This is a genomic window from Salinispora vitiensis (assembly GCF_000378825.1).
In the GTDB taxonomy this organism is placed as follows: Bacteria; Actinomycetota; Actinomycetes; order Mycobacteriales; family Micromonosporaceae; genus Micromonospora; species Micromonospora vitiensis.
Genome location: NZ_KB900388.1, coordinates 88,431 through 101,959, shown reverse-complemented (window position 1 = coordinate 101,959; position 13,529 = coordinate 88,431). Strand labels below are relative to the sequence as shown.

Sequence of the window (13,529 nt, the reverse complement as noted above, 5' to 3'; positions counted from 1 at the left end):
CCTCACTTGGCCGCGCGGCGGACGAGGACGAAGTTGAGCAGCGACATCAGGCCGATGATCATGAAGAGGGCCCAGGCGACCGCCGCCCCGTAACCGGCGCTGTTCAAATTCGTGATGCCCATCTCGTACATGTACATGGCCAGGGTCTGGAATTCGCGCTGGGTGCCGCCGATGATGTTGCCGTTGGCGAAGAGCAGTGGCTCGGTGAAGAGCTGCATGCCCCCGATCGTGGAGAGGATGACCACGAAGATGAACGTCGGCCGGAGCAGCGGCAGGGTGATTCGCCAGAACTGCCGCCACTGGCCGGCGCCGTCGATCTCCGCCGCCTCGTAGAGGTCCCGGGGGATCGCCTGCATGCCGGCGAGCAGGATCAGGGTGTTGTAACCCGTCCACCGCCAGTTGACCATGGACGCGATCGCCGTCCAGGAGCTCCAGGTCTGCCCATCCCAGTCGATCTGGTCGATCCCGACGAACCCGAGCAGCCAGTTGACCAGCCCGTACTCCCGCTGGTACAGCATGCCGAAGACGATCGCGACCGCGGCGACCGAGACGACGTTCGGGATGAAGATGGCCAACCGGAAGAAGGCCTTGGCCCGCAGCAGGGTGCGGTTGAGCAGGTTCGCCAGAAAGAGCGCCAGCAACAGCTGCGGGACGGTCGACAACGCGAAGATGCCGAACGTGTTGATCAGCGCGTTCCAGAAGTATTCGTCGGTGAGTAGCCGGGTGTAGTTGTCAAACCCGATGAAGGTGCGATCGCCGATCAGATCCCAGTCGTGCAGCGACATCCAGGCGGTACGCAGCATCGGGTAGAGCCCGAAGATGCCGAAGACCAGAAAGAACGGCGTGATGTAGAGGTACGGCGAGTACTTGATGTCCAGGCGGGCCAGGGAGAGCCGCCAGCGCTTGGGGGTGCCGCCGGGCGGGGGTGGTGCTGCCGGTGTCGGCGGGGCCGCGGTGGTCGAGTGGCTCATGTCAGCGCTCCGCTGCATTCCGTGCCGACCTGCGGTGCTGGCAGGTCAAGTCGACCAGCGGCCCGCTCAGGGTGGCTCATGGGGTTCCTTTCCTGGCAGGGTTGGTGCCCTCGCGCAGGGCGCGACGCACCACGCAGTACCAGCAGGTGGCCGCACCCCGGTCCGGGACCGACCGGTGGCGCCCGGAACGGTGTCCGAACGCCACCAGGTCGGATTCACTCAGAAGGCGCCCTGAATCTCGGCGTCCTTGACGAACTGCTGCCAGGCCTCGTCCTCACTGGCCTGTCCGTTCTCGTACGCCCGCAGCGCCAGCCCGAAGGCGTTCTCCTTCACCGCCTGGTGCTTCGGCCCCAGGTGGATCGGCTCGATCTTGCTCACGCTCTCGCCGAAGATCTTGCCGGTCGGGGCGCCGCTGAAGTACTCGTTGGTGTAGCTGAGGAACGCCTCGTCCTGCAGCGCCTCCAGGTGGGTGGGGAGCGGACCCTTGGCCTTGAAGGCCTCCACCTGGCTGGTGGCGTTGGTCAGGAACTCGGCGAGCTTCGCCGCCTCCTCGTGGTAGGCGCTCTGCTCCGGCACGGCCAGCCAGGAGCCGCCCCAGTTGCCGCCGCCGCCGGGCACCGCCGCCACGTCCCACTTGCCCTTGTTCGCCTCGCCGGAGTTCTCCGCGACGATGCCAAGCATCCAGGAGGGGCAGAAGGTGGCCGCGAAGCTGCCCTGCTTGAAGCCGGCGGACCACTCCTGTGACCAGGTGGCGGCCTTGGCGGAGATGTCGACCATCGAGATCGCGGTGTCCCAGGCCGCCTTCACCGCGGGGCTGGTCTCCGCGATGATGTTGTTCTCCTTGTCGTAGAAGAGGTCGTCGCCCTGCTGGAAGAGCGAAGCGTCGGAGACGGCGGTGATCGAGTCGATGAGGGCCTTGCCGCCACTGCCCTCCTTGTACGCCCGGCCGGTCTCCAGGAAGCTGTCCCAGTCCGGCCAGAGCGCCGACACCTCATCCCGCTCGGTGGGCAGGCCAGCCGCCTCGAAGAGATCCTTGCGGTAGCAGACGGCGAGGCTACCGACATCGGTCGGCAGACCCATCAGTCGGCCGTCCGGCGCCTTGCCCAGCTCCCACTTCCAGGGCAGGTAGTCCTCGGAGTGGTCGTCGGTCAGCGGGGCGAGATCCACCCAGTTACGCGGGTTGGACTTGAACTCGTTGAGGATGCCCTCCTCCAGCGCGATCACGTCACCCGCACCCTTGCCGGTGGCCAGGTAGCGCACCAGCTTGGGCCGGTACTCGCCCAACTGCGCCGTCTTGCGCAGCTCGATCTTGATGCCGGTGTCCTTCTCGTACTGTTTGATGAGTTCTTCGTAGCCGAACTCGCCGAACGTATCGACGATCAGCTTGCTGGGCTTCTCGCCCGCGGCCGGCTCGTCATCGTTGCCGCAGGCCGCGAGACCGCCGACGGCGGTGATCGCGGCAAGGGCGCTGGCCGCCAGGCGGGAACGCCGCGTGGTGAGGCTCATCCTGACCCCTCTTTTCGATGTGAGGCTGCGTCTGTCGTGATGGGCGATGCGGTACGGGGCGTCGGCCGACGATGATGGATTCGACGACGGTCCGGCGTGGACAAATGAGCCGTACCACATCACTGGGAACGCTCCCATGAGATTGCCGGGAGGTGTCAGACGTGTCAATAGGCCGATGGGGGTGAATCCCAGATCGTTACCGCGCGCTCATGATCCCCGCTGCGAAAAGGTGCTTTTCCCGGGTCAGCGCCCCGAAGTGGCGAAATAGGTCAGCAGAATCGACGAAGCAACGTGCCCACCCGACCGGAATCGAAGACGGCCGGATCAAAGCGGTCCCCTGCCCAGTCCCGCAACATGTGATGCTCGGGATGACCCGGATCAGCGAACGCGGCCAGCAGCTCCAGATAGCTGGCCGGACCGCCGACATCCTCCGGCGGGCACGCCCGTTCCCCATCCAGACAGTCGGGATAACGCTCCTCCGGATCGGCTAGGAGGACGTCCTCCACCACCAGATCGTGCTCCCACCAGTTGCCGAAGTCGTAGGTGTAGTGGAACCGGCTGCCCTTACCGACCACCGCGTCGAGCCGCACCTCCAGCTCGTCACGGAGCGACAGCTCGCCGTCCGGGTCGGGCTCCCCGAACTGCTCACCGTCGACCTCGAACGAGTGCAGGTGGCAGTCCCGCCAACCCATCGCGTGCTGCACCACCCGGTGCACCCGGTCCAGGGTGAAGCCGCCCGGGACCAGCACCCGACGCCAGACCAGCGGCCGGACCCCGGCCAGAGAAATCCGCAGCTGGAAGATCTGACGCGGCATGCTATCCCGTCCTCCCGCAGAATAAGCTGCGACCATGATCTGCCGAGCGTGCCGGGCGAGGCGGCACGACGACTGTCGCGGCCAAAACTGGTGTGACTGCCAGCACCGTACCCCTCCACCACCCCCTCCGGTCACGGGTCCGGCCAGCGAATGACCGTCGAAACGCCGATTACCGCTCTCTGGCCGGCACCGTCCAGCATGCCGCTCGACGACTCCGCGCTCACCGCCTGCTACGGCCGAACCGACCTCAACTCCGCGGAGGCCCCGCGCACCGGGGGTCCCGATCGATCACGCCTGCGCGTCAACTTCGTCACCAGCGTGGACGGCGCGGTCACCGTCGACGGCTATTCGGCCGGGCTCTCCGGCGAGCCGGACAAGCGGGTCTTCCGCCTGCTGCGGATGCTCTGCGACGCTCTCGTGGTCGCCGGCGGCACGATGCGCCACGAGCGGTACCGGCCACTCCGGCTGGACGAGCGACGCCGTGCCTGGCGCCGGGAACACGGCCTACCGGAGTGCCCGACCCTGGTCGTGGTCTCCGGCTCGGCCAACCTCGACCCGACCCATCCCGCCCTCGCCGACGCACCGGTACGCCCGATCGTGCTCACGCGCACCGCCGCCACCGCCCCGCCGGGCCTGGCCGACGTCGCCGACCTCGTCGAATGCGGCGACGACCGGGTGGACCTCGCCACCGGCCTGGCCGAGCTGCGTCGCCGCGGGCTCGACCAGCTGCTCTGCGAGGGCGGCCCGCACCTCTTCGGCGCGCTCACCGCCGCCGACCTGGTCGATGAGGTCTGCCTGACCGTCGCCCCGCTGTTGGCCGGCGCCGGGCCGGGCCGGATCACCGCCGGGGAGCCCAGCCCGGTGCGGCACCTGCCGCTGCGGCACGTGCTCGCCGCCGCCGACGGCGGGCTGCTGCTTCGCTACGCCCGCGACTGACCCCACCCGCCCGCGGCAGCACCCGCGAAGCTGTCCCGGCGGGGCGTCGCGCACCCGGCCTATCGCGGCGCGGGCGCCGCGCACCGGACCTATCGCGGCGTGGCATCGCGGGCCGGACCTATCGCGGCGCGGCGTCGCGGGCCTCGCAGATCCGGCCGGTGAAGGCGGGGTCCGCCTCCCGCCCCGCCGACCAGACCGGGTTGATTCCCAGGGCCAACGGCGGTGGCTGCCAGGCCGAGCCGATGCGCTGGAGCACCTCGTACTGCATCTCGGACCGCTGCACCGAATCGCCGGAGAGGAAGTCGAGCACCAGGTCCGCGACGTCGGCCCGGCCGACCAGCTCACCGTGGAACGCGGGCAGCTCGTACACCGGGATCCGGTGGTACTGGCCGGGCGGCGCCTCGATCGCGGTGACCGTCGGCAGGAAGGCCACCATCCGCACCCCCGCCACCGGGCAGAGCGTACGGTTTCGGTAGAACGGGGCATCGGCCAGCAACGAGCGGATGAAATCCTGGTCCGGCTCCTCCTCCGAGGTGTCGGTGAGGTTCCAGAGCGACTGCAGCGCGCGCAGTTCCCAACCGGCCACCACACCCCACCCCCGCCTGATCTCCGCGGGTGGGTAGTACACCCGGCCCGGCATCACCAGCGGGCTGAACAGCAGCACCGCCTCCACCTCCGTCATCGGCCACCGCTCCAGGTAGGTCCGGGCCACCATGGCCCCCTCACTGTGCCCGAGCAGGGCGATCGGCCGGTTGGTCCGCTCGTGCAGGACCTCGACCTGCTCCGCCAACAGGGCCGCGCTGTCGCCCAACGACCGGTGGGTGGCCACCGCCGTGTACGGCAACGGCCGGTTCTGTTCATCCAGTCCGAGGTAGGAGAACCGCTCCACCCGCGGATCCGCCGCCGGCTCACCGTCGTACTCGGAGTCGTGCCCACCGAGGGCGATCACCGCGTACGGGACCGAGTCCGGCAACGGCTCTGTCATGATCGGCGGTCGCCACCCGCCGCGCCCGCCCTGGACCCGCTCGGCCGCCAGCGGCATCGCCGGGAAGCTGAGCAGGATGAGCGCCACCAACAGCGGCACCACCGGTACGAGCCGGAGGCGAACCCGGCCGGGGGCCAGAGCGGCGGCGACGCTCTTCCGCCAGAGCAGGCCGTTGACCGCACCCCAGAACGCGGCCAACGGGACACCCCACCAGATGGGCACCGCCGACAGCACCGCACCGCCGATGGTGAGCACGATGAAGTTCAGCCACGCCCAGCCCACCACCTCGAGCCGCGGCAGACCCCGCCACCAGTGCGCGGCCACCCCGGCCCGCAGCAGGAACGGGGCGAGCAGCAGCAACGGCAGCAGCGAGGCGATCAGATACCAAGAGAGCCCGGTCGTGGCGAAGGCCATCGCCAGCGCCACCCAGGGCGAGAGGAGCACCGCGGTGAGGATGGCGATCCAGATGTTGCGCCGCAGCAGCCAGCGCCACGACGGACGGGGGATGTCGTCCGGCCAGGCCAGGTTCGCCAGGACGGTGGTGAGGACTCCCCGCAGCGCCGACATCCCCACCAACGTGATGAAGAACCCGGGGATGGTGCGGTGGTAGACGAACAGCCAGCGCAGCTCCTGGAAGGTGCCGTACGGCCAGACGGCGCTCACCTGCGGCGACAGCCCGCGCACAGCCTGGAACCCGAGCACCGCGATGATCGTCGCCTCCACCGCCGGTAGCACCGCCGCCAGTGCGACCAGCGCCTTGAACCGACCGCGGGGCGTCCGCAGCCACTCCTCCCGCAGCTTCATCCGTTACAGCATCGCCCAGCTCTCGCCCGGCTCGTGGCGAATCCGCCGACAGCAGGCACGGCGTGGTCTCCGCCGCGTCACGTGGCGGCTGGTCGTAGGTCTCGGGCAGGATGCAGGACGTGTCTGCCGACCTCGCCCCCCAGCCCCACGGAGTGACCCGATGACCGACGACGCCGCGGACAGCCCGGGCGAGCTGGTCGGCCGGGTGCTCGGCACCGCCGACGCCACCCCGCTGCAGTTCTGGACGGCGGTCTCCCCCACCAGCTACCTGCAGCTCGACGACGTGGTGGCCACCCGGCGCGAGCTGCCGGACCGGGAGCCGGTGACGATCGCCGGGGTGGTCACCCAGGTACGCGCTCGACACGAGGGCGCCCAGTTCGACTCCGACGTCTTCGCGATCGCCGACGGCATGCTCCCCGCCCAGGTACAGGAGGCCGCCGAGATCACCACCACCCGGGTCGACCCGGAGCTCTACGTTCCGCCGTCGCCGGGCGCCGTCGTGCACCGGGCCGAGGGGGACGCCCGGGCCCGGGCGCTGCACTTCGACCGGATGGAGCGGCGGATCCCGATGGGTACCGGCCGCGACGGGGTGCCGGTCTACCTCAACGCCGACTTCCTCGACGGCACCCGGGGCGCGCACGTCTCCATCTCCGGCATTTCCGGCGTCGCCACCAAGACGAGCTTCGCCACCTTCCTGCTCTACTCGGTCTTCCGCTCCGGCGTCCTGGGCGGGGACGCGGTCAACGCCAAAGCTCTGATCTTCAACGTCAAGGGCGAGGACCTGCTCTTCCTCGACCACCCCAACACCCGGCTGGACGAGTCCACCCGCACGGCGTACGCCCGGCTCGGTCTGGACGCCGCGGCCTTCGGAGACGTACGGGTCTACGCTCCGCCCCGGGCCGGTGACGCCACCGGCACGCCGGATGTGAGTAGTCGGCTCAGCGGGGTGGACAGCTTCTACTGGACGCTCGACGAGTTCTGCGCCGACCGCCTCCTGCCGTACGTCTTCGCCGACGCCGACGACGAGCGCCAGCAGTACACGATGGTGGTGCACTCGGTCACCGCCCACCTGGCCCGCTACGCGCAGCCCGCCGACGGTGGGGTGAGCATCGACGGGGTCCGCCTCGGCAGCTACGCCGACCTGGTCGATCACATCGTCGAGCAGCTCAACGATGACGAGACCCGGGGCGACTGGGCCGGCAGCGCGGTCGGCCTCGGCACCGTCAACGCCTTCGCCCGCCGGTTGATCGGCAGTAAGAAGGACCTGTCCCGGCTGATCCGCGGCGATCTGGCCACCCGGCGCCCGCACCGGATCAACACCGCGGAGTCGGCGCAGGTCACCGTGGTTGACCTGCACAACCTGCCGGACCGGGCGCAACGGTTCGTGGTCGGCGTGACGCTCAAGAGCGAGTTCGAGCGCAAGGAGAAGACCGGCACGGCCAAGCCGCTGCTCTTCGTCGTCCTCGACGAGCTCAACAAGTACGCCCCCCGCGAGGGCTCCTCCCCGATCAAGGAGGTGCTGCTGGACATCGCCGAGCGGGGCCGCTCCCTCGGGGTGATCCTGATCGGCGCGCAGCAGACCGCCAGCGAGGTGGAGCGGCGCATCGTCACGAACTCGGCGGTCCGGGTGGTGGGTCGACTCGACCCGGCCGAGGCGTCCCGCCCCGAGTACGGTTTCCTCCCGCCGGCGCAGCGGCAGCGGGCGCTGCTGGCGAAGCCGGGCACGATGTTCGTCAACCAGCCCGACATCCCGGTGCCCCTCTGCCTGGAGTTTCCGTTCCCCGCCTGGGCGACGCGGGTCGCGGAGGCGGGCGCGGTGCCCTCCCAGACCCTCCGGTCGATCACCCAGTCGGCCGACCCGTTCGCCGTGGTGGGCTCCGGTGACGACGACATCCCGTTCTGAGGTGATTTGAGCCGTGAAGATCCTGCACACCTCCGACTGGCACGTCGGCAAGGTTCTCAAGGGGCAGTCCCGGGCCGAGGAGCAGAAGGCCGTCCTCGCCGGGGTGATCGAGGTGGCCCGGCGGGAAGCGCCGGACCTGATCATCATCGCCGGCGACCTCTACGACACCGCCGCCCCCACCCCCGAGGCGACCCGGTTGGTCACCCGCGCGCTGACCGCGCTGCGCCGTACCGGCGCCGACGTCGTCGCGATCGGCGGCAACCACGACAACGGCGCGGCGCTGGACGCGCTGCGGCCATGGGCCGACGCCGCCGGCATCACCCTGCGGGGCAACGTCCGCGAAGACCCCAACGAGCACATCATCGACGGTACGACCGGCGGCGGCGAACGCTGGCAGCTCGCCGCGCTGCCGTTCCTGTCCCAGCGGTACGCGGTCCGGGCCGTGGAGATGTACGAGCTGACCGCCGCCGAGGCGAACCAGACGTACGCCGACCACCTGGGGCGGATCGTCACCCGGTTGACCGAGGGCTTCACCGAGCCGAACCGGGTGCACCTGGTCACCGCCCACCTGACCGTGGTCGGGGCGGCGACCGGCGGCGGCGAGCGGGACGCGCACACCGTTCTGGGCTACGCGGTGCCGGCGACGGTCTTCCCCGGCAGCGCACACTACGTCGCCCTCGGTCACCTGCACCGCGCCCAGCGGGTCGACGGCGGGTGCCCGATCCGCTACAGCGGCAGCCCGCTGGCGGTCGACTTCGGCGAGCAGGAGAACGTCCCGTCGGTGACCGTGGTCGAGGTGACCGCCACCACGGCGGCCCAGGTACGTGAGGTGCCCATCCCCGCCGCCGCCACCCTGCGGACCGTCCGGGGCACGCTCGCGCAGCTCGCCGAGGTCGAGGTGCCGGACGCCTGGCTGCGGGTCTTCGTCCGGGAGCAGCCCCGGGCCGGCCTCCGCGAGGAGGTGCAGGAGCTCCTCCCCCGCGCCCTGGAGATCAGGATCGATCCGGAGCTGGTGCCCGCGCCCGGCGGCGGGGCCCGCGTCGCCCAGCGCGCCGGCCGGTCACCGCGGGAACTCTTCGGCGACTACCTGGACGACCGGGGGCACGCCGACGACGACGTCCGGGGACTCTTCGACGAGCTCTTCGAGGAGGTCGAGCACTGATGCGACCGATGCGACTGGATCTCGACGGCTTCACCGTCTTCCGGGCGGCGACGACGATCGACTTCACCGACGCCGACTTCTTCGCGCTGGTCGGGCCGACCGGCTCCGGCAAGTCCACCGTGTTGGACGCCATCTGCTTCTCGCTCTACGGCACCGTACCCCGGTGGGGTGGCACCCGCGGGTTGGCGAACGCCCTCGCCCCGTCGGCGGCCGAGGCGCGGGTCCGGCTGGTCTTCGAGTCGGCCGGCGACCGCTACGTGGCCACCCGGGTGGTCCGGCGGGACAGCCGGGGCAACGTCAAAACCTCCGGCGCCGGCCTGCAGCTCATGCCGCCCGGCTTCGACCCGGCCAAGCTCGACACCGGGCTCAGCCCGGAGGACCTGGGCGAGGTGCTCGCCGGCACGGTCGCCGAGATGGAAGACGCGGTACTGACGGCGGTCGGGCTGCCGTATGAGCAGTTCACCAGCTGTGTGCTGCTGCCGCAGGGGCAGTTCGCCGACTTCCTGCACGCCCGACCGGCGAAACGGCAGGAGATCCTGGTCAACCTGCTCGGCCTCGGCGTCTACGAGCAGGTACGGGAGAAGGCGGGGACCCGGGCCAGCCAGGCCGAGGCGAAGTTCGAGGTCGTCAACCAGACCCTCACCGGCCTCACCGACATCGACGACGCCACCCTCGACGAGGTTTCGGCCCGCGTCGAGCAGATGCGGGAGCTGGCCACCGCCGTCACCGCCGCCGTTCCCGAACACGCGGCGGCGCACACCGCGGCCTCGGAGGCGGGCGCGGCGCTGACCGCCCTCGACACCGACCTGGCCGTGCTCGACGCCGTACGCGCCCCCGGCGGGGTGGCCGAGGTGGCCCGGGCGGTGGCGACCGCACAGACCGAGGCGGACCAGGCCACGACCGTGGTGGCGCTCGCCGAGGAGCGGGAGGAGAAGCTCCGCGGCGAGCTGGCCGCCGCCGGCGACGAGAGCGCGCTGCGCCTGCTGCTGCGGGCGTACGAGGACCGGGCGGAGCTGACCGGCGAGGCCGAGACGGTCCAGACGGCGGTGGCGGCGGCCCAGGCCGGGCACACGGCGGCGACGGCGGACCTGACCGCAGCGCAGGCGGCGGCCGAGCAGGCCGAGGCCGACCTGGCGGCGGCCTTCCAGGCGCATGAGCAGGCCCAGGCGACCGACCTGGCGATGGCGGTGCGGGAGCAGCTGCACGACGGGGCCACCTGCCCGGTCTGCGAGCAGACCGTCGCCCAGGTTCCGGCGGTCCCGGCCACCTCGGCGGTGTCGGCGGCGGTCGCGGCCGGTAAGGCGGCGCGGGCGGCCAGCGAGACGGCCAAGGCCACCGTGGCGCAGCGGGACGGCGCCGCCCGCGAACGGGAACGGGAGCTGGTGGCGGCGCGGGTCCGGCAGGAGCAGCTCGACGCACGGCTGGCCGCCCTGCACACCCAGCTGGCCGACGCCCCGGAGCCGGCGGCGCTGCACCAGGCGTTGGCCGAGCACGGGCGGCTGCGGCAGGAGCTGGAGGAGTCGGCGGCGGCGGTCCGCGCCGGCCGGGACGAGGTCCGCCGGGCCCGGGCCGCGGTGGACTCCGCGCAGGAGCGGCTCCGCAAGACCTGGCGGGCCTTCGACACGACCCGGGACGGGCTGGCCCGCTTCGGCCCGCCGGCCACCGACCGGGAGGACGTGGCGGCGGCGTGGACGACGCTGACCGACTGGGCCACCGCCGAAGTGGCGCGACGGCGCGCCGAGCGGCCCGACCGGGTGGCGGCGGTGAGCGCGGCCGAGGCGCAGGTGGCCGCGGTCCAGGCGCGGATCGGCGGGCTCCTCGCGGCGGCCGGGGTGCCGGCCACCGGCGACCCGGGCCGCGACACGGCGGTCGCCCTCGAACGGGCCGAGGCGCAGCTGCGGGAAGTGACCCGCCGCCGGGAGCAGGCCGGTGAGCTACGCGAGCAGCGCGCCACCTACGAACGTGAGGCGCAGGTGGCCCGCGCGCTCGCCGGGCATCTGCGGGCGAACAACTTCGAACGGTGGCTGCTCGCCGAGGCGCTCGACCTGCTGGTGGACGGGGCGTCGACAATCCTGCGCGAACTCTCCGGTGACCAGTACGACCTGGTCCACGACAAGGGAGAGTTCTTCGTCGTGGACCACCACGACGCCGGCCTGCGCCGGGGCGTACGCACCCTCTCCGGCGGGGAGACCTTCCAGGCGTCGCTGGCGCTCGCGCTGGCCCTGGCCGAACAGCTCGCCGGGATGTCGACCACCGCGGCCAGCCTGGAGTCCATCGTGCTGGACGAGGGGTTCGGCACCCTCGACACCGCCACCCTCGACACGGTGGCCGCCACGTTGGAGAACCTGGCCGCGCGGGGCGACCGGATGGTGGGCGTGGTCACCCACGTGCCGGCGTTGGCCGAGCGCATACCGGTCCGCTTCGAGGTCCGCAAGGACGCCCGGTCGGCCCGGATCGAACGGACCGGCCGGTGAACGCCGACGGCGGGCGGGGGCGACCCGGGTGACCCGCTTCTTCGTCGACGCGTGGGACCCGGCGTACGGGGCCTCGTTCGAGGCCGCCGCCGACGGCCCGGCCGCGCCCAGCAGCGCCCGGGTCGAGGCCGACCACGAGCTGCCCGCGGTCGACTGGCGGGCGGTCGGGCCCCGGCCCGGCGTGCACGCCCCGGCCGTGGTGCTCCTCGTTGACGGGGTACGCCGAAACGACGCCAGCCTGTGGCTGACCGAGCCCGACGGGGTCTCGTACCCGGGGCTGGCCGCCTCGTACGCGGCCGGGGTGGTCCGCTGCGACCTGGAGCGCGGCGCGGCCGAGCTGGCCGGTGCCCGGGTGGAGCGGGGGCTCTTCACCGCCAGCCCGTCCGCGGTGGACGTGCGCGCCGGCAACGTCCACTACCCGGTGCACCGGGTCGGCGGCAGCGGCGAGCTGGCCAAGCTGCCGGCGGCGGTGCAGGGGCCGCTGACCGCGCTGGAGGTGGCGGTCTCCAGCGCCGCCCGCAGCGACGATGATCTGCTGGTGGTGGATGGGCCGCTGCGCAACCGGCGGCTCCTGCCCCGCACCCTCGGCTACGTGAAAACCCAGCACAGTCAATACCTGGACGCCCGGCTCACCGCGGTGGTCACCGGGCTGACGGCCGGGCAGCGCTCCCCGGTGTTCCGGCTCGGCACCGCGTGGGGCGGCTGGTCCTGGTACCTGCGGCTGCCGGTCGCCGGTGGTGCTCCCTGGGCGGGCATCGTGCGGGTGGAGTGCTCCACCGAGCTGGACATCGCGGCGGCGGTCGCGTTGGCGGACCTGTCCGTGGTGACCCTGCCCCGCTTCGCCTCCACCCCGTACAAGGACCCTCGGGCGCCGCAGAATCTGATCCCCATCGCCGGCCTGGAACGCCGGCTGCGACGGATGATCGGCGACTCCCGGCTGCTGCACCGCGCCCTGGTCGCCGCCGCGCGCAGCGCCACGCCCGCCGCCGCGCAGCCACCCGGCGGTGCGGGCTGATGGGGCGCCGCCGCTCCACCGACCGGGCCGCCGTCGAGGTGAACACCGGGGTGGCCGAGCTGGTCCCCGACCCGGACCGGGCGGGCTCCTGGACGCTGCTGCTCGACGGCGCACCGCAGTCACATGTGGATCTCACCGACCCCACCCACCTGGAGTTCGAGTACGTGCGCCGGCTCGGCGCCGCGATCGACCTGCTCGCCCCGGCCGGCGCCCCGCTCCGCCTGCTGCACCTCGGCGGCGGCGCGCTGACCCTGCCCCGGTATGTCGCCGCCACCCGTCCCGGCTCGACCCAACGGGTCTGCGAGGTGGACGGCGCGCTGGTCGAGCTGGTCCGCCGGGAGCTGCCCTGGCCCCCCAACCCACGACTACGGGTACGCGTCGCCGACGCCCGGGAAGCCCTCACCGGCCTCCGGGACGCCAGCATCGACATCGTGGTCGCCGACGTCTTCGCCGGCGCCCGCACCCCCGCCCACCTGACCTCGGTGGAGTTCGCCGCCGAGGTGGCCCGCGTCCTCCGACCCACCGGCTGGTACCTGGCGAACATCGCCGACGGCCCGCCGCTGCGGCACGCCCGCCGACAGGTCGCCACCGTCCGATCGGTGCTACCGAAGGCGGCGCTGGTCGGCGACGCCGCGGTGCTGCGGGGCCGCCGCTTCGGCAACCTGGTGCTGCTCGCCGGCCGCAGCACCCCACCGGTGCCCGAGCTGACCCGGCGGGTCTCCGGCGACTGGTTCCCGGGCCGGGTACTCGCCGGCGAGGAGCTGATCCGGTTCACCGGGGGTGCCCCGGTCGTCCACGACACCGACGCCACCGACTCCGCACCACCCCCAGCGGGGATCTTCTCGGTCGACCGTTGAGAACGGCCTGAACCCTGGCCCCGGTAGTGCCGCGCCGCCGCCCACCCGGATACCGACCAGCCGGCCACTTTCGACTGATCCGCAGCGTCTATACGATGACG

Annotated in this window: 10 protein-coding genes; 6 read left to right on the top strand and 4 right to left on the bottom strand. The window is 72.0% G+C overall.

Going from position 1 to position 13,529, the window contains the following annotated elements; genetic code table 11:
• Window positions 1-2 precede the first annotated feature (2 nt).
• From SALPAC2_RS0100465 to SALPAC2_RS0100455, 3 genes are all read right to left on the bottom strand, one after another.
• Window positions 3-971, bottom strand: coding sequence for a carbohydrate ABC transporter permease (locus SALPAC2_RS0100465; protein ID WP_026184258.1), 969 nt, complete (start codon window positions 969-971; stop codon window positions 3-5).
• Between the two features lie 219 nt (window positions 972-1,190).
• Entirely contained in the window at window positions 1,191-2,477 is a 1,287-nt protein-coding gene (locus SALPAC2_RS0100460; RefSeq protein WP_018214671.1) for an ABC transporter substrate-binding protein, read from the bottom strand.
• Between the two features lie 269 nt (window positions 2,478-2,746).
• Window positions 2,747-3,292: a plasmid pRiA4b ORF-3 family protein gene (locus tag SALPAC2_RS0100455; protein ID WP_018214670.1), complete on the bottom strand. Its 546-nt coding sequence runs from the start codon at window positions 3,290-3,292 to the stop codon at window positions 2,747-2,749.
• A gap of 150 nt (window positions 3,293-3,442) precedes the next feature.
• Here SALPAC2_RS0100455 and SALPAC2_RS0100450 point away from each other — a divergent pair, with 150 nt between their 5' ends.
• On the top strand, window positions 3,443-4,228 hold the full coding sequence (locus SALPAC2_RS0100450; protein WP_018214669.1) for a pyrimidine reductase family protein: 786 nt from the start codon (window positions 3,443-3,445) through the stop codon (window positions 4,226-4,228).
• A gap of 118 nt (window positions 4,229-4,346) precedes the next feature.
• On the opposite strand, the gene SALPAC2_RS0100445 is transcribed toward SALPAC2_RS0100450, so the two are convergent.
• Window positions 4,347-6,017: an alpha/beta fold hydrolase gene (locus SALPAC2_RS0100445; protein WP_018214668.1), complete on the bottom strand. Its 1,671-nt coding sequence runs from the start codon at window positions 6,015-6,017 to the stop codon at window positions 4,347-4,349.
• A gap of 160 nt (window positions 6,018-6,177) precedes the next feature.
• Here SALPAC2_RS0100445 and SALPAC2_RS0100440 point away from each other — a divergent pair, with 160 nt between their 5' ends.
• From SALPAC2_RS0100440 to SALPAC2_RS0100420, 5 genes are read left to right on the top strand one after another with little or no spacing between them, the layout of a single operon-like run.
• Window positions 6,178-7,920 carry an ATP-binding protein gene (locus SALPAC2_RS0100440; RefSeq protein ID WP_018214667.1) on the top strand — a complete coding sequence of 581 codons (1,743 nt, stop codon included), beginning with the start codon at window positions 6,178-6,180 and terminating at the stop codon, window positions 7,918-7,920.
• Window positions 7,921-7,933: 13 nt separating this feature from the next.
• Window positions 7,934-9,082 carry an exonuclease SbcCD subunit D gene (locus SALPAC2_RS0100435; protein ID WP_018214666.1) on the top strand — a complete coding sequence of 383 codons (1,149 nt, stop codon included), beginning with the start codon at window positions 7,934-7,936 and terminating at the stop codon, window positions 9,080-9,082.
• Window positions 9,082-11,556 (top strand): AAA family ATPase, encoded by a 2,475-nt coding sequence (locus tag SALPAC2_RS0100430; protein WP_018214665.1) that lies wholly within the window; start codon window positions 9,082-9,084, stop codon window positions 11,554-11,556. Before SALPAC2_RS0100435 ends, SALPAC2_RS0100430 begins: the two co-directional genes overlap by 1 nt.
• A 28-nt stretch (window positions 11,557-11,584) precedes the next feature.
• Window positions 11,585-12,571: a hypothetical protein gene (locus SALPAC2_RS0100425; protein ID WP_018214664.1), complete on the top strand. Its 987-nt coding sequence runs from the start codon at window positions 11,585-11,587 to the stop codon at window positions 12,569-12,571.
• Complete coding sequence (locus tag SALPAC2_RS0100420) at window positions 12,571-13,428, top strand: spermidine synthase (RefSeq protein WP_018214663.1); 858 nt, start codon at window positions 12,571-12,573, stop codon at window positions 13,426-13,428. The genes SALPAC2_RS0100425 and SALPAC2_RS0100420 overlap by 1 nt, the downstream gene beginning before the upstream one ends.
• Window positions 13,429-13,529: the final 101 nt, after the last annotated feature.